Raw genomic sequence first — 15,691 nt, 5'->3', positions numbered from 1 at the left:
GCATGTACGCTGCTCGCCCATGAAATCCCGGATCATCCTTGCCCTGTTGCTCGTCGCGCTGGCGTGGTTTGCGCCATCGAGCGCCCGCGCGCAGACGTGCATGGTGTTCGATACGGCGATCGCCTTCGGCACCTTCGATCCGACCGCGGGCGCGGTGAAGACGGGCACGGGCGCCGTGAGCGTGGGCTGCCGCAGCTCGCGCGTCCCGGTGACCATCACCCTGGGCACCGGCCAGTCGCTGACCTACGCCAGCCGCGTGATGACTTCGACCACCGGCGGTGCCCTGACCTACAACCTCTACACCACCGGAACGCTCGCCACGGTGTGGGGCGACGGGATCACGGGCGGCACCGGCACGGTCCAATGCACCACGGGCAACGACGGTCCAGGGGAATGCACCGGGAAACCGGGCATGTATTTCATGGTGGGCAATCCCGTGTACGGGCAGATCGATGCCTCGCAACCCAACGCCGTCGTCGGTTCCTACACCGACGACGTCGTGGTCACGATGATCTTCTAGCGATCGTTACGGCCCCTCGTACCAAGCCCCCGGTTCCGCATACCCCGCAGGCAGGTTCTGCAGCGCGCGCGTGTTCGCATCGATCATGCGCAGCGCGAAGATCGGCTGCGTCAGGCTGTCGTCGGTATACGTGCGGCGATTCACCAACACGTGGATGTTGTCGCGCGACCACTGCGCAGCCGTGTACGCATGGTCGGCCACGCGCGAGTCGGTGATCCGGCGCACGCCCGAACCATCGGCATTCATCACGTACAGCGGCTCGTAGTAGCGCGTCTGCGGGCCGACCTCGTAGATCTCCCCGGTGAAGGCGATGCGGCGGCCGTCGGGCGAGAACAGCGGCGCGTGTCCGCGCATGGGCATTTGCTTCGCCGCTCCGTTGCGGAAATCCACGACCGTCATGTCGTTGGCCACGATGTCAGCGTAGATGCCGCGGTTGCCGTCGGGGGAAATGGTCAGGTCGAGCGGTGCTTCCATCGCGATGTCGCTGAGCAGCTTCGTCGACCCGGTGGCCACGTCGATGCGATACGCCTGCGCGTGCCAGATCGGTTCCAGGCGCCCCTCGTAGGAACCGGCACCCACGAACAGCCGCGCGCCGTCCGAGGACCACTTGGGCTGCGCGAATTCCGCCGGCGCCGAAACGCAGAACAGATCGCGGCGGTTGCGGCCGGTGGTGTCGACGATCGACACGCACTGCCCGCTCGAATTCAGCGAGACGAACGCGACGCGGTTGCCCGGCCCGTAGGCGGGCTTGGAGAACTGGCCGACGCCATGGATCAGCGCATGCGGCCGCTTGTTGGCCGTGGTCGAAACGATCTGCAGCGTGTGGCGCTGCCCGGCCTGCAGGCGGTCCACGCCGCGCTCGAACACCAGGTTGGAACCGTCGGGCGCCCACGTCACCGCCATGTCGTAGACGCGGTCGGTCGCCGTAGTCAGGGCGCGCACCTGCCCGGTGCCCACGTCGAGCAACCACAGACTGCGGCTTCGGGGGACGCTCGTCGGTGTCTGCGTCGAGCGCGAGAACACGATCTTGCCGGTCGGCGTTGCGGCCTGCGCCGACAGTGCGGATGCGACCGACGCGGTCGCGACCACGGCGGCCACGGCCGCGCGGCGGATGGGTTGCGTATTCATTGAAGCCCCCTACGTTCGACTACTGCGGAATGCGACTTCACAGTGGGCGAACACTTCTCAAGGGCGAGTGAAAAATCGTGCTTCCGGGCAAGCCCGCATGAACTCTTCAGTGGGCGGCGTCGCGGATGGCTTCGATCTCCGATTGCATCAGCTCGTGGCGCTCGGACAGGTTCAGCATTTCAAGCAGCAGTTCGGCACCGACCGACTGCGCGTGCACCAGCGAATCGCGCGCGTGGCACATGCGCCGGGCCATCTCCGCCGGGCTCATGCGATCGGCGTGTCCGAGCAGCACATCCAGGTCGTCGACGGCGTCGGCGATGTGTTCCATCACGTCCAGTGCGGCGGGGGACGGTCGGGCCATTGTCGGGATTCCATTTGCGACGTATGACCCGACCCTGCGCGATGTTCGATCAACGTCAGGTCAACTTGCCGTGGCATGCACCGCGCGGTTCATCCTTGCCACGTTCGCGTTACGGCCGTGGCTGGAAGACCGGCCCGGACTCCCGCCACGCTCCGGTGGCGAAATGCACCACCAGCACGACCAGCCAGCCGACCCAGATCGACCAAAGCGTGTGCGACAGGAAATGCGCCCCGCGCATCTGCTGCACCCAGCCCAGGCCGAACGCCCAGGCGAGCGCGAACAGCCCGATTGCCAGGCTCAGGCGCCGGCGCTCGGGAAACCACAACCAGGCGAACGACAACATCCACGAGCCGCTCGCGACGAACGACGCGGGAAAGCAGCGGCCGGCACGAATGCCCGGCGGCGCCGCCCGGAACAGATCGAAATACGGCGCGTAGCCGCCGAAGTCGACGACATCCCACGGGCAATGCATCGCGCTCATGCGATGCAGCACGGCCACGGTCGTCGGCACCGCGGCGAAGGACACCGCGACACACCACAACCTGCGGCGATGCGTGGCGAGGAACCCCTCGCGCGCACGCAACGCCCACAACGCGACGAGCCACGTGCAGACACCCAGCACGATCTGCGCCACCTTCAGGTAACGATGGATCGCGAACTTGGTGATCCAGGCGTAACGCCAGGGAAAGGTGTGGTTGACCGGGTCGTACCACGGGGTTTCGAGTCGCACGTCGAGCGCCGTGACATGGAAGACGACCGCGAGGACGAGCGCGCTGATCGCGAGCATCGCCAGTTGCGGTGCATAGAGTCGGGTCGGCGTCACGCGATGGAGGTTAGCGTGCGGCGCGTTGCGGGAACAGCGCGACGCACCCGGCGATCGCCGCGCAGATCACCAGGGAGGCCACGTAGCGGCTCAAGTTCAATCCACCGTGGTCGAAGGGCTTGTCGAGGAAGTCGCCGACCACCGCGCCGAGCGGACGGGTGAGGATGAACGCCGCCCAGAACAGCGCGACATGCGACACGCGCGATTTCCAATACAGCACAGCGATCCCGGCGAGCAAGGCGCCGAACACCACGATGCCGCCGAGATAACCGAGGCCCGCGGTATCGGCCACCCAATCGCCGAGCGCCGTGCCGAGGGTTTGCGACAGCATGATCGTCAGCCAGTAGAAGCCTTCGGATTTCGCATCGCCCACGCTGTCCACCGCGATCGTGCCGAGCGTGCGATACCAGGCATACAACGACGCGATCACCAGGCCCGCGAGCAAACTCGCGCCGCCCGTGTAACCGATGCCGAGCGAACGGTCGGCGAAGTCGGCGAGCGTCGTGCCGACCGTCGTACTCGCCACGATCGTCGACCAGTAGACGGCTGGATGGAAATCGCGCGCGCGAATCTGCAGGATCACCATTCCGATGAAAACCATGGCGAAGATCAGCGTGCCGGTGAGATAGCCCAACCCCATCGACATCGTCACCGCATCGCCGCCGGTTTCGCCGAGCGTCGTCGCAAGGATCTTGATCAGCCAGAACGATGCCGTGACCGCCGGCACTTTGCTCGCCACGCGTGCGTTCATCCCTTGCGCCTGTATTCGATGAAGACAAGCGCGGCGTTCACGCCGGCTGCGACGAGGAGGCCCGCACACGCAGCCGCGAGCACGTCCGTCGGCCAATGCACGCCCAACACCAGGCGCGACAGCGCGACCGCGACCACCCATGCGATCGCCAACGGCACGACGGCAGTCCGCCACGCCGGTCGCAGGCGCGCGACGACGAGGCACGCGGCGGTCGCGATCGCCGCCGCGCTCAGCGTGTGCCCGCTGGGAAAGCTCGAACCCCAATACCACTGCGTGTCCCAGAGGTCCGGGCGCGCGCGGCCGAACGCCGTCTTCGACCAATACACGACCAACGAGGCCAGCCCCGCGGACACGGCCAGCAACAAGGCTTCATGGCGGCGCCGTGCGAGCCCCAAGGCGATCGCCGCCAGCGCGACCACGGGCAACAACACCTTGCCCGACGCGCTGAGCGTCGCGAGATCGAACAGGCGCACCATGCCCGGCGGAACGCCATCGTGGATGTCGACGAGCAAGGTCTTGTCGACCAGCGCGCTCTCGTTGCCGAGGACTTCTTCGGTCACCTGCGCAAGCACGATCGCCGCCGCGAGGCACAGCCACGCGAACCGGCGCCTGATCATCCCGCGGTCCGCGGGCGTGTTTGCTCCTCGCGCACCTGCACGGTGGGCGTCGCATCGTCGGGCCGGGCTTCGGGCCGCGCCGGTGCGGCGCGCTGCAGCCTGTGCATGGCGCCGTCGCGGAATGCGTGCGCCGCGGTCTGGTAGAAACTCACCGCCTGCAAGGTCGCACCCGGGTCATCGGCGATGCCCGGCTGCACGAGGTCGGCGCGCATCGCCGGTTTCAGCGAAGCGACGCGACGATGCGGCGCCAATTGCACGAGGCGGTCGTCGCGCAGGTAACCGAGCAACTGGTACGTGCCGACGAAGGCGCGATCGGGCGCATGTTCGAACACGTCGACGCCGTAGAAGCGGCTGTCGTAATCCATGCCGAGCAAACCCAGCACCGTCGGCGCGATGTCGATCTGCCCCATCAACCCGTCGAAGGTGCCCGGCGCAACATGCCCGGGCGCATACACCCACAACGGAATGCGATAGCGGAATGCCGGCAGCGCGGCCTTGCCCGCGCTCATCGCGCAGTGGTCGGCGGTGAAGACGAACACCGTGTCCTTGAACCACGCGTGCCTGCGCGCCCGCTTCAGGAAATCGGCGATCGCCCAGTCGGTATACAACACCGCGCTCTGGCGCACCTTTTGCGGCCACGGCCCGCGGTTGGCCGGGAACGTGTACGGGCGATGGTTCGAGGTGGTCATCAGGTGTGCGAAGAACGGCTTGCCCGCCGCGTGCGCACGGTCGAAACGGTCGAGCGCCAGCGTGTAGAGGTCTTCGTCGGCGACGCCCCACACGTTCTCGTGGTGAATGTCCTTGTCGGCGATCTCGGTGCGGTCGTGCACGCCGTAGCCGTTGCCGGCGAAGAAGGCGTTCATGTCGTCGAAGGCGCCGTAGCCGCCGTAGAGGAATTCGGAGTCGTAACCCTTGGCGTTGAACACTTCGGCCAGGCTGAAAAGGCCGGTATTGCCCGGGCGCTTGACGATGGATTCGCCCGGCGTCGGCGGCACGGACAGCGCCAACGCTTCGAGCCCGCGCACCGTGCGCGTGCCGGAGGCATACAGGCGCGTGAACACCAGGCTGTCCTTCGACAACGCATCCAGCTGCGGCGTCAGCGACGGGCCCTGCGTGTAGGTCCCGCTGTAATCTGCCGACAGGCTCTCGACGCTCACCAGCACCACGTTGAGGCGGCGTTCCGCGCGCGCGTTGTGGATGTGGCGGTCGATGCCGCGCGGCGACAGGAAGGTGGCGTCCGGCGTTGCCAGCGAGCGACGCACCTGCGCCAGCGCGTCCTCGGCGGGCACCGTGCGATAGAAGCGGTCGTAGTCGAGCGAGGCGTTGCGGTACGCGGCGAAGAATTGATAGATGCCGTTGCCCGCCAGTTCGTCGGCGTAGGTATTGGTACCGCGGTCCTTCATCTCGCTGTCGACGAGCCAGGTGCCCGCGAGCGTGAGCAGCAACCACGCCACCATGTACGCGCTGCGCCGGGCGAAGGGCATCGCATCGCCCGTCGCACGCCTGCCGCGTCGCGTGAACCACGCGATCGACGCCGCGACGATCGCCAGCGCCGCCAGGATCTTCCCGACGGGATAGGACTGCCGAATGTTGCCGAGGACTTCGGTCGTGTAGACCAGATAATCGACCGCGATGAAGTTGAAGCGGGTCTGGAACTCGTCCCAGAACGTCCACTCGGCCACCGCGACGAACAGCAGCACGGCGAGCAACGCAAGACACACCGCCTCGACGGACCATCGCCCGCGCCGCTTCTCCAGCCAGCCCATCGGCAACAGCCACAGCAGCAACACCAGCGGCCAGGCGAAGTAGAGGAAGGTCAGGACGTCGTAGACCAGGCCGAGCGCGAAGACCCGCGCCTCGCCCGGGATCCCGTCGAAGGCGGCCGCACCGGCATGCAAGCGCAACGCGAGCCGCGTCAGGGTGGAGACGAGGAGAAAGCACGCCCCGAGCCAGGCCAGCGGCCGCAAGCGGGCAGGAATCGAAGACCAGGGCGACACGACGGCTCCGCGGCGGGGAACGAACAGGCCGCAGGGTGCGTGGGCCGAATGTAATGGGTGCTCAGCCGTGGCTCAGCCATTCGTTAACCCGCCGGCGCGCGCGCGTGGCACGCTTCGCACATGCCCTCCCCACCCGCCGCCGACATGCGCGTGCTCCTGATCGAGGACCAACACGACATCGCCGCCAACATCTGGGATTTCCTGGAACGGCGGGGGTACGAAGTCGACCATTGCGGCGACGGCGCCACCGGGCTGGCGCGCGCGCGACAGGGCGGGTTCGACGCGATCGTCCTCGACCTCGGCCTGCCGCGGCTCGACGGCCTGGACCTGTGCCGGATCCTGCGCGACGCCGGCAACGGCGTGCCCGTGCTGATGCTGACCGCGCGCGACACGCTGGACGACATCGTGCGCGGCTTCGAACACGGCGCCGACGACTACATGGTCAAGCCCTTCGCGCTGAAGGAACTCGACGCCCGCCTGCGCGCCCTCCACCGCCGCGCCGTGCCCGGCGCGCACAAGACGGGCGGCGCCCTGCTCGCCTACGATGCGGGCACGATGACGGCGACGCGTGAAGGCCAGCACATCCCGCTCACCCGCCTGCAGGGGCGGTTGCTCGAAACCTTGCTGTCCGAATCCCCGCGCATCGTCCCGCACGACAAACTGCTGCGCGCCGCATGGGGCAACGAGGCCGCCGACATGGGCGCGCTGCACACGCAGATGTACGAGCTGCGCGCGCTCCTGGACAAACCCTTCGGCACCGCGTTGATCCGATCGGTGCGCGGCGTGGGCTACCAGGTCCCCGCCGCATGAGCCCATCACCCGCCTCGCTGCGCCGACGCGTCACCTTCGCCTGCGCAACGCTGGGGCTGGTGATGACGCTGCTGTTCTCGGCCGCCGTCATCGCGATCACCGAGGATTACGAGCACGTCATCGCCTCGGAAGTGCTGCGCGGGCAAGCCGAGGATTACAGCCTGCGCATCGCCAACCGGCTGCGCGTCGAACTGCCGCGCACGCAACGCCTGAGCGGTTATCTCGCCAAACCGCCGGCGGAACTCGCGCGCTTCGGCCCGGGCGTGCACGAGGACGAACGCCACGAAGGCATCCACGTCGGCGTCTTCGACACGGTGGCCGGCCGCATGTGGTTCAGCATCGACCTGGGCGACATCGAAACGCTCGAAGTCCACCTGCGCATTCTCCTGGCCGCGATGGTGTTGCTCGGCGTGGGGATCGGCGGTGGGCTCGGCTGGATCTTCGCCGGACGCGCGCTTGCGCCGGTCAAGGCGCTGTCCGATGCCGTCGACGCCCTGCCCGTCGCGCCGGCGCCGACGCAATTGGGCGACAGCGCGCCCGACGACGAACTGGGTCACCTCGCGCGCGCGATCGACGCCTACCAGGCGCGCCTGGTCGAGGCCGACGCCCACCAGCTCGCCTTCTTCGCCGACGCCAGCCATGCGTTGCGCACGCCGATCGCGGTCGTGCAAGGCGTCGCCGAAGTGCTGCTCGACGAACCGAACCAGGACCCGGCGAACACCGCACGACTGCAACGCCTCGACCGCGGCACGCAAGAACTCGCCGAACTGATCGAATTGCTGTTCGGCGCCGCACGCCGCACGCCCGTGCAACGCGAAACGATGGACACCGCCGCGCTGCTTTCCGAAAGCCTGTCGCCATGGGCCGACGTCACGACCATCGACGCCACCGGTGCATTCGACGTCGCGCGGCGCGAAACCGTGCTGTTGCTGCGCGCCCTGGTGCGCAAGCACCTGCGCGATTCGAGCCGCATCCTGGCCACGCGGAACAACGGGCAACTGAGCGTCATCGATGCCGATGCCGTGCGCGACCCCTCGGCCCGGCGCAGCGACGCCGGCGCAATGTCACCGCTGCTTGCGCGCGCCGCCGACCGCGCCGGCTGGATGCTGGAAGCCGAGCCCGGCCGGATCGTGCTCACGCATACGGACTGATCACCGGCGCGCGAGATCCGCGAATTCGTTGCGCGTCGCGAATTCGATGCTGTCGGCGAGCTGCGTTTCCTGCGACGACAAGGTGCGCGCCGCCTGTGCGAGCCTGTTGTAGGTTGCCAGGTCGTCGGGGTCGTGGAACACCGGCCCCTGGTGGTCGAAGGCCAGGGTGTCGGCATGCGCGGAAAGAAAGACGACGACCCGCCCCAGCGCATCGGCCTGCGCGCGCTGGTTGTCGCGCATGCGTTGCACGTAGACATCGATGCGTTCGAGCGCTTCGCGCACCTCGTGCGTGGTGGCGGCGCCCGCGGGACTCGCGTCGACCTGTTGCAACAAGGCCATGTCCGATGCATTGCGTGCCGCGTCGAGTTCGGCGCAGGCCGCGCGGAAGCGATCGATCGCCTGGCGCGCCTGCGCCGCGCCTTCGGGCGCGACGATGCGCTTGGGGTCCATTGCCGCCGAATAGGCGGCGACCTTGCCGCGATAGGTGCGCAAGGCCTGCCGATTGCGTTCGGCCGCCGCCCACAACGCGGAGGCGACTTTCGAGGACGCGACCGCATGCGCGGCCTCTTCGTTGCTGCGTGCCTCGCGCATCGAAGCCGACTTCGCCGCCAGGGCGAGGATCGCCAACCCAATCACGAACACGACGACGCTCCAGGCCGACTTGCGCACGGCCCCCGACTGACTCCCTGTCACCGCCATCCCTGCGCCCTCCCCCAAGGTCGTGTGCGGATCCTAAGCGGCCGTTGGGCGAAAGGCCAATTGCCCGGCCCGGCCCCGGCTGGTCTGCTGGCGCCCTCTTCCGCGTGGAGGCAGGCCATGACCGTGCAATGCAAGGCAATCGCCGTCCTGTTGCTGCTCGCGAGCGCGCCGCTGGCCGCGCAGCAGATCGCGACCACCGCCGCCGAACGCTTCTCACGCCTAGACGTCAACCACGATGGCGGGCTGAGCAAGTACGAAGTCGACTCGGAAGTCTTCATCGCCGCGCTCGATACCGACGGCGACCATCACATCAGTCCCGCGGAACTCGCCCCGCTGCTGGGCCCGGACGTGACAGCGGCCGATGCGCTCGACCGCGTGCGCGTCGCCGACCGCAACGCCGACGAACTCTTGGACGTCAACGAACTCGATCGCGCCTCGGAGATGCGCTTCAAGTGGATGGACGTGAACGGGGACGGCAATATCGACCCGCAGGAGCTGAGCGACCGCTTCGGCGTCAAGATGGTGCGCTGAACGCAAGCCGCCCGCGGAACGGACGTGAAACAGGCGACGATTTGCCTTGTGCGAGACTTCCGTCGCATGCACTACAAGAGCGGACAAGCCGTCCTCCCCGGCGATCGCGTCGACGCCGACGGCCTCAAGGGCAAGGTGGTCGCCGTGATCGACGACGGGCTGTACGCACCCGATTACCCCGAGGCCGAGTGGTCCTACCTCGGCGAAGGCCTGGTGATCGAAACCGAGGAGATCGGCGTGCTGCACCTGCCGACGATGGGCGAGGACATCGCGTTGATCGCACGATTGATGGACGGAACCTCAGCTGCCGGTTGAGGGATCCAGGCGCTGTATCACGCGCTCCAATGCCTCCACGCGCGCTTCGAGTTCGGCGACGCGTTCCCCCAGCGAGCCGCCGGCGTGCGTACTCTCCGACGCGGATGCAGGGCGCAAGGCTTCGATATCGACCGGCCCGCACAACAAGTGCATGTAGCGATCTTCGCGCTGCCCGCCGGACCGCGGCACGCGCACGATCATCGGCGCTTCCTTCTGCTGCAGGCGATCCAGTGCGTGCTGCAGGTCGTCCTGGTCGGCGAAGGTCGCCATGCGATTGGTGCGTGTGCGAATTTCGCTCGGCGTCTGCGGCCCGCGCAGCAACAGGATCGCGATGATCGCCAGTTGCGGCGGCGTCAGGCTGTAGGCCTGCGCGGCCTTGTGTTCGAAGCGTAGCGCGCGCGCCGATTGCGTGTTCCTGACCAGGCGACGTTCTTCCATGCGGCGCACCGCGTGCGCGACGTCGCCGGGCGAGACGTCCATGATCGGCTCACGATTGGTTTTCTGGTTGCACGCCAGTTGGATCGCGTTTTCGGTGAGCGGATATTGCTCGGGCGTGGTCGCCTGCTTTTCGATCAGACAGCCGAGGATGCGCGCTTCCAGGGCGTTGAGGATGGGGAAAGGCGATGCGGGATCGTGGGTCATGTCCATCAGTCTAGCGCGGGTCCGACTCATCCTCGCGCAGCCACAACGGCACGAGTCCGACGACAAGCGCCGTGCCGATGCCCACCATCGTTTCCCACGCGCGGTCGAAGGCGTACATCCAGACATCGCCGCTGTGCGCGAACATCGCGATCGCACAGACATAGCCGGCCACCCGCGCCGCAGGCGTCTCGAAGCGACACGCGTATGCGCACGCCATCGACGCAAGGATCGCAACGCCAAGCGCAACCGGTCCGTTCGGCAGCAGATGGACGAACAGTGCACCGGCGCCCGCGCCGATCACCGTGCCGGCCATGCGTTGTATCGCAAGCCGCCGCGTTGTTGCGGGCGCGAGGTCGGTGACGATCACCGCAGCGACCAGTGCATAGATCGCGTAGTGGGCGCCGAGCAGCGTTGCGATCCAGAACGCGAGTCCCGCGGCCGTTGAAGCCCGCAGCGACAATTGAAACGCGGTCGTGCGAAGGATCGGCATGTGGCCCCTTGCGCGTTGGTGCCCGGAGTGGGGATCGAACCCACATGACCTTGCGGTCGAGGGATTTTAAGTCCCTTGCGTCTACCAGTTTCGCCATCCGGGCCGGGCGCGGCGCAGCATATCGTGATCTGCGATAACCTCGCCGCTGGTCGGCGGGGAGCCGGCAGGGAGAACGCATGAACGAGACGTTGGCGGCGCGCGCACCGAACACCGCGGGCAAGGCCGCATGGATTTGCCTGGGCATCGCGTGGCTCGCCTTCCTCCTGCCCTTCCCCGGGCTCGGCTTGCTCGGCTGGGCGCTGAACCTCGTCGCTTTCATCCTCGCGATCGTCGCGATGTCGAAGCTCGGTGCCATGGCCGGGTTGTTCCAGTTGCTCGCCTCGCTGCTCGTCTCGCCGTTCGTGTATGCGATCGGGTTGCTGATCTTCTTCGGCTCGGCGAACGGCGCGCCGGACTGGGCGAAATGGACCCAGGGGCACGGCAGCTTTCAAAGCGCGGGCAACGACACTGCGGAAGAAGCGAACCAGGCCGCCGCTGCCCAGGACGCGCACATCGCGCGCATCGAAGCGCTGGCCGATGCCGCCTCGGGCGCACCGCCTGCGCAAGCCTCGGTCGTCGCACCCGCGGCTGCATCGACACGCTGATCCGCCCCGTGGCTTGAACACGGCCTGACGCGGCATTCGGCTAGAATGCGCGGCCGTTTTCAGGGATTGGGATGGAAGCTTTCCTCGTATCGACCGGCGTCGTCGCGCTTGCGGAAATCGGCGACAAGACGCAGCTGCTCGCCTTCGTCCTCGCCGCGCGCTTCCGCAAGCCCTGGCCGATCATCGCCGGCATCTTCGCCGCCACGATCTTCAACCACACCCTCGCCGGCGCGCTCGGTGCGTGGTTGATGCGCGTCGTCGGTCCGGAACCGCTGCGTTGGGTGCTCGGCCTGTCGTTCCTCGCGATGGCCGCGTGGACGCTGATTCCCGACAAGCTCGACGAGAAGGAGGCCGATGCGAAGAAGCATTGGGGTGTCTTCGGGACCACGCTCGTCGCGTTCTTCCTGGCCGAGATGGGCGACAAGACGCAGTTCGCAACGATCGCCCTCGCCGCGAAGTACGCCGCACCCGTCGAAGTCGTCATCGGCACGACGCTCGGCATGATGATCGCGAACGTACCGGCGGTTTTCCTCGGCGACAAGTTGCTCTCGCGCGTGCCCATGCGACTGGTGCACATCGTGGCCGCCGCCTTGTTCGCGGTGCTGGGCGCCTTGACCCTGGTGGGCGCCGGCGCCCGGTTCGGTTTCTGAATTCCCGCCGAGCTTCGCGCGCGCCTCAGTAATTTTGCTGGCCGCGGTCGGTTGTTTTGCTGAGGCGCGCGCCGGTCGTGGCGGACAGACTTGGACCTCCCGTCGGGAGGCCTGCCATGTCGATGCGATGGATGCTGCCGGTCGTCGTCGTCCTCGCCTGCGCGTCCTGCAAGAAGGAGGCTGCGCAGGCCCCCGCTTCGCCGACACCCGCGGCAACGGCGACGCCTGCGCCCGCGACGACCACTGCCGCTGCCCCGGCCGCACCTGCGGCGCGCGACCGCGTGTTCACGCAGGAAGAGCTCGCGCAGATGGTCGCGCCTATTGCGCTGTATCCCGATCCGCTGCTGGCGCAAGTGCTGATGGCGGCGACCTACCCCGGCGATGTCGCCGATGCGTCCGCCTGGGCGAAGGCGCATCCGGATGCGAAGGGCGACGCTGCGGTGAGGCAGGTCGCCGATCAACCGTGGGATCCGAGCGTGCAATCGCTCGTCGCGTTCCCGCAGGCGCTGGCGACGCTGGGGCAGGATCCGGCCTGGGTGCAACGCCTGGGCGATGCGTTCCTCGCACAGCCCGACAACGTCATGGATGCGGTGCAGCAGTTGCGCCACAAGGCGCAGGATGCCGGCAACCTGGCGAGCAACGAATACCAGAAGGTCAGCACGCAGGCGGCGGCGCCGCCTTCCGAACCGGCGCCCGTGTACGACGAAAGCGGCAGCGGCGCAGTGACGACGGCGGGGCCCGCCGCGTCGACCGACGTCATCGTCATCCAGTCCGCCGATCCGCAGACGGTCTACGTCCCCACGTACAACCCGACGACCGCGTACGGCACGTGGGCCTATCCCTCCTATCCCCCGCCCTACTATCCACCGCCGTCGGCGTATTACCCCGTCGGCAGCGCGCTCGCGCGCGGTCTGGCGTGGGGCACGGGCGTGGCGATTGCCGATTCGCTGTGGGGCGACATGGACTGGGGCGGCAACGACGTGAACGTCAACGTCAATCGTTACAACAGCATCAATACCAATCGACAGATCAGCAACGGCAATTGGCAGCACAACAGCCTGAATCGCGACGGCGTGCCGTACCGCGATCAAGTCAATCGGGACAAGTACGCCAATCGCCTGCCGGATTCGGCCTCGCGCGATCGCATGCGCGGGGACGACGCCCGGCGCGCGGAAGCGCGCAAGTCGATGGAAAGCCGCGGCATGGAAGGCCCTGCGCGCAGCAATCGTGAAGCGCAACAGCGTGCCCAGACGGCCAGGCGCGAGGTTGAACAACGCGGTGGCGCCGAACGCGGTGGCGCCGATCGTGCGCGCGCAGATGCAGCCGATCGCGCCAACGCCGCGAATCGACAACAGCGCGCGGGTAACCGCGATGGCGGCCAGAACCGAGCCGCACAGAACCGCCAACCAACACAACACCGCCAACAGGGCGCGAACAACCACGCCTCGCGCGACGCCGCGCGCCAACAGGCGAACCGCCAGCAACGTCCGCACAACGATGCCTTCGCCGGCGCGGGTTCGCCGCAGTCCTCGCGCGCCGCCGCACAACGCGGCCACGCGAGCCAGAACCAGGCGCGCCAGGGGGGCGGCGGTCGACAACAACAAGCGTCGCACCAGGTGAACCGACAACCGCGCGGCGGTGGTGGCGGGCAACAACGCCAGGCATCGCATCAACAACCACAACGCGCCTCCAGTGGTGCCCATGCAGGTGGAGGACGTCGTCGATGAACAGGCTGCTTCCGATCGCATCGATCGCCGCGCTCGCCTTCGCGATGCCCGCTTTCGCGCAACAAGCCTTCCCCTCGCCCGACGCCGCCGCCGATGCGCTCGTCAAAGCGCTCGGCACGAAGGACGCCGACGTGAACCAATTGGCCGCCCTGCTCGGCAAGGATTGGCGCACCTACATCCCGACGGGCAGCGTGGACCGCAGCGACGTCGATGCCTTCCTTGCGAAATACCGCGCCCGCCACGCATGGCAGGACACCGGGACCGATCGCAAGATGCTCGCCGTCGGCGCGGATGCGTGGACGCTCCCCGTGCCCTTGAAGAAAGACGCGAAGGGCTGGCACTACGACCTGGTCGCGGGCGCCGATGAAATCCGCGCGCGGCGCATCGGCCGCAACGAGATCGATGTCATCGATGCACTGCGCACGTATCACGACGCGCAGAACGACTATGCCGCATCGGATCGCGACGGGGACGGCGTGCTGGAATACGCACGCAAGTTCGTCAGCACCGACGGCCGCCACGATGGTCTTTACTGGGCCGACGACGACAGCGGCGAAATCAGCCCGCTCGGCCCCTTGTTCGGCGACGAGACACCGAAGGGCGACTACCTCGGCTACCGCTACCGCATCCTCGAAGCGCAAGGACCTTCGGCACCGGGCGGCGCGTACAAATACACGCTGGGCGACAACATGAGCCGCGGCTTCGCACTCATCGCCTGGCCCGCGAAGTATGGCGACACCGGAATGCAGTCCTTCATGATCAGCCACGATGGCGGCGTGTTCGAACGCGACCTCGGCAAGGACACCGACCGCAGCGTCGCGAAGATGAAAACCTTCGATCCCGACAGCGGCTGGCAGGCGATCGACGAACCCAAACCCTGAGGACGCGATGTCCGACGACTTCGCGACCAGCAAGGTGCTGCTCGATCGCCTCAATGCGCGCCTGCCGCGCATGCTGGAGCTGCAGCGTCGCGTGGATGCCGGCGCGAAGCTCGATGAAGGCCAGTTCGAATTCCTCAAGGATCTCGTCGAAGACGCCAACCTGAGCCACCAGTACGTCGCGCGGCACCCCGAGCTGCAACCGCTCGCGGGGCGGCTGGTGTCGCTCTACGCACAGATCGTGGCGAAGGCCCTGGAGAACGAGTCGAAGGGGGCGTGACCACCACTTGTGGCACTGTCCGCCGGGCGACGCCGATGGCCTGATCGCGCATCCGCCCTTCGACACGGACCCGTGCATGCGCCTTCCGCTCACCCTGTTCCTCGCGGTCACCGCGTTTTCAGCGCCCACCTTCGCGCAGACCGCGACGCACGCCGAGCCGCCGACCAACCCGGTCGTCACGCCGATCCCGCCCGCGAAAGACGCCGACGTCGCCACGCTCGACGGCATCCTCGCCGCCCTCTACGACGTGATCTCCGGCCCGCCCGGCCAGGCGCGCGACTGGAACCGCATGCGCTCGCTGTTCGTGCCCGGCGCACGGATGATGCCGGTCGGCGGCAAGACGAAGGACGCCATCGGCATCCGCCTGCTCACCGTCAACGACTACATCGCCTCCTCCGGCCCGCTGCTGCTCGAGAAGGGTTTCCACGAACGCGAACTCGCGCGCAGGACCGAACAGTTCGGCAACATCGCGCACGTGTTCACGACCTACGAGGCGAAGATCGAAAAGGACGACGTCACGCTGCGCGGCATCAACACGCTGCAACTGATGAACGATGGAAAGCGTTGGTGGATCGTCTCGCTGATGTGGCAGGCCGAATCGCCGGAGTTGCCGTTGCCGAAGGAATTCCTGCCGAAAGGCAAGTGATCGCTAACGCACGACGCCCCTGACGGGGCGG

At 67.5% G+C, this 15,691-nt stretch carries 20 protein-coding genes and 1 tRNA gene; 11 read left to right on the top strand and 10 right to left on the bottom strand.

The genetic code is table 11. From position 1 onward, the window contains the following. Positions 1 to 19: 19 nt before the first annotated feature. On the top strand, positions 20 to 520 hold the full coding sequence (locus ACXJJ8_RS08520; RefSeq protein ID WP_499028897.1) for a spore coat protein U domain-containing protein: 501 nt from the start codon (positions 20 to 22) through the stop codon (positions 518 to 520). 6 nt (positions 521 to 526) lie between these two features. On the opposite strand, the gene ACXJJ8_RS08515 is transcribed toward ACXJJ8_RS08520, so the two are convergent. The 6 genes from ACXJJ8_RS08515 to ACXJJ8_RS08490 all read right to left on the bottom strand — a co-directional run bounded on the left by ACXJJ8_RS08515 (position 527) and on the right by ACXJJ8_RS08490 (position 6,197). Then, entirely contained in the window at positions 527 to 1,648 is a 1,122-nt protein-coding gene (locus tag ACXJJ8_RS08515; protein WP_499028895.1) for a TolB family protein, read from the bottom strand. Positions 1,649 to 1,754: 106 nt separating this feature from the next. Next, positions 1,755 to 2,009 carry a hypothetical protein gene (locus ACXJJ8_RS08510; protein ID WP_499028893.1) on the bottom strand — a complete coding sequence of 85 codons (255 nt, stop codon included), beginning with the start codon at positions 2,007 to 2,009 and terminating at the stop codon, positions 1,755 to 1,757. A 109-nt stretch (positions 2,010 to 2,118) separates the two neighbouring features. Then, complete coding sequence (locus tag ACXJJ8_RS08505; RefSeq protein ID WP_499028891.1) at positions 2,119 to 2,832, bottom strand: phosphatase PAP2 family protein; 714 nt, start codon at positions 2,830 to 2,832, stop codon at positions 2,119 to 2,121. A 10-nt stretch (positions 2,833 to 2,842) separates the two neighbouring features. Then, positions 2,843 to 3,583 carry a COG4705 family protein gene (locus ACXJJ8_RS08500; RefSeq protein WP_499028889.1) on the bottom strand — a complete coding sequence of 247 codons (741 nt, stop codon included), beginning with the start codon at positions 3,581 to 3,583 and terminating at the stop codon, positions 2,843 to 2,845. Then, the gene (locus tag ACXJJ8_RS08495) at positions 3,580 to 4,200 is read right to left on the bottom strand and encodes a phosphatase PAP2 family protein (protein ID WP_499028887.1); all 621 of its coding nucleotides are present in this window, start codon (positions 4,198 to 4,200) and stop codon (positions 3,580 to 3,582) included. The genes ACXJJ8_RS08500 and ACXJJ8_RS08495 overlap by 4 nt, the downstream gene beginning before the upstream one ends. Next, entirely contained in the window at positions 4,197 to 6,197 is a 2,001-nt protein-coding gene (locus ACXJJ8_RS08490; protein ID WP_499028885.1) for an LTA synthase family protein, read from the bottom strand. Before ACXJJ8_RS08490 ends, ACXJJ8_RS08495 begins: the two co-directional genes overlap by 4 nt. A gap of 120 nt (positions 6,198 to 6,317) precedes the next feature. Between ACXJJ8_RS08490 and ACXJJ8_RS08485 the strand changes: the two genes are divergently transcribed. Together ACXJJ8_RS08485 and ACXJJ8_RS08480 are read left to right on the top strand one after the other, a co-directional pair. Further along, a complete protein-coding gene (locus ACXJJ8_RS08485; RefSeq protein ID WP_499028883.1) occupies positions 6,318 to 7,007 on the top strand; it encodes a response regulator transcription factor in 690 nt (229 codons plus the stop codon). Next, positions 7,004 to 8,158, top strand: coding sequence for a histidine kinase dimerization/phospho-acceptor domain-containing protein (locus ACXJJ8_RS08480; RefSeq protein ID WP_499028881.1), 1,155 nt, complete (start codon positions 7,004 to 7,006; stop codon positions 8,156 to 8,158). The genes ACXJJ8_RS08485 and ACXJJ8_RS08480 overlap by 4 nt, the downstream gene beginning before the upstream one ends. Here ACXJJ8_RS08480 and ACXJJ8_RS08475 read toward each other — a convergent pair whose 3' ends face one another. After that, positions 8,159 to 8,827 carry a hypothetical protein gene (locus tag ACXJJ8_RS08475; protein WP_499028879.1) on the bottom strand — a complete coding sequence of 223 codons (669 nt, stop codon included), beginning with the start codon at positions 8,825 to 8,827 and terminating at the stop codon, positions 8,159 to 8,161. Between the two features lie 147 nt (positions 8,828 to 8,974). Between ACXJJ8_RS08475 and ACXJJ8_RS08470 the strand changes: the two genes are divergently transcribed. Continuing rightward, a complete protein-coding gene (locus tag ACXJJ8_RS08470) occupies positions 8,975 to 9,388 on the top strand; it encodes an EF-hand domain-containing protein (protein WP_499028876.1) in 414 nt (137 codons plus the stop codon). 48 nt (positions 9,389 to 9,436) lie between these two features. Beyond that, positions 9,437 to 9,703, top strand: coding sequence for a hypothetical protein (locus tag ACXJJ8_RS08465; protein WP_499028874.1), 267 nt, complete (start codon positions 9,437 to 9,439; stop codon positions 9,701 to 9,703). On the opposite strand, the gene ACXJJ8_RS08460 is transcribed toward ACXJJ8_RS08465, so the two are convergent. From ACXJJ8_RS08460 to ACXJJ8_RS08450, 3 genes are all read right to left on the bottom strand, one after another. After that, entirely contained in the window at positions 9,689 to 10,345 is a 657-nt protein-coding gene (locus tag ACXJJ8_RS08460; protein WP_499028872.1) for a YceH family protein, read from the bottom strand. The genes ACXJJ8_RS08465 and ACXJJ8_RS08460 overlap by 15 nt on opposite strands. Before the next feature lie 10 nt (positions 10,346 to 10,355). Next, a complete protein-coding gene (locus tag ACXJJ8_RS08455; protein ID WP_499028870.1) occupies positions 10,356 to 10,835 on the bottom strand; it encodes an FUSC family protein in 480 nt (159 codons plus the stop codon). Positions 10,836 to 10,851: 16 nt separating this feature from the next. Then, positions 10,852 to 10,938, bottom strand: a tRNA-Leu gene (locus ACXJJ8_RS08450). A 73-nt stretch (positions 10,939 to 11,011) separates the two neighbouring features. On the opposite strand from ACXJJ8_RS08450, the gene ACXJJ8_RS08445 reads away from it, so the two are divergent. From ACXJJ8_RS08445 to ACXJJ8_RS08420, 6 genes are all read left to right on the top strand, one after another. Beyond that, positions 11,012 to 11,479: a hypothetical protein gene (locus ACXJJ8_RS08445; RefSeq protein WP_499028868.1), complete on the top strand. Its 468-nt coding sequence runs from the start codon at positions 11,012 to 11,014 to the stop codon at positions 11,477 to 11,479. Positions 11,480 to 11,550: 71 nt separating this feature from the next. Then, positions 11,551 to 12,129 carry a TMEM165/GDT1 family protein gene (locus ACXJJ8_RS08440; RefSeq protein WP_499028865.1) on the top strand — a complete coding sequence of 193 codons (579 nt, stop codon included), beginning with the start codon at positions 11,551 to 11,553 and terminating at the stop codon, positions 12,127 to 12,129. Positions 12,130 to 12,245: 116 nt separating this feature from the next. Then, positions 12,246 to 13,856 carry a DUF3300 domain-containing protein gene (locus ACXJJ8_RS08435; protein ID WP_499028863.1) on the top strand — a complete coding sequence of 537 codons (1,611 nt, stop codon included), beginning with the start codon at positions 12,246 to 12,248 and terminating at the stop codon, positions 13,854 to 13,856. Continuing rightward, a complete protein-coding gene (locus ACXJJ8_RS08430) occupies positions 13,853 to 14,737 on the top strand; it encodes a DUF2950 domain-containing protein (protein ID WP_499028859.1) in 885 nt (294 codons plus the stop codon). The genes ACXJJ8_RS08435 and ACXJJ8_RS08430 overlap by 4 nt, the downstream gene beginning before the upstream one ends. Before the next feature lie 7 nt (positions 14,738 to 14,744). After that, positions 14,745 to 15,014 carry a hypothetical protein gene (locus ACXJJ8_RS08425; RefSeq protein WP_499028856.1) on the top strand — a complete coding sequence of 90 codons (270 nt, stop codon included), beginning with the start codon at positions 14,745 to 14,747 and terminating at the stop codon, positions 15,012 to 15,014. Positions 15,015 to 15,090: 76 nt separating this feature from the next. Next, the gene (locus ACXJJ8_RS08420) at positions 15,091 to 15,660 is read left to right on the top strand and encodes a hypothetical protein (RefSeq protein ID WP_499028854.1); all 570 of its coding nucleotides are present in this window, start codon (positions 15,091 to 15,093) and stop codon (positions 15,658 to 15,660) included. Positions 15,661 to 15,691 lie beyond the last annotated feature (31 nt).

Source organism: Lysobacter sp. P5_C4, from assembly GCF_054049695.1.
Note: the sequence above shows the minus strand (reverse complement) of the source record. Positions and strands in the feature narration are given on the sequence as shown.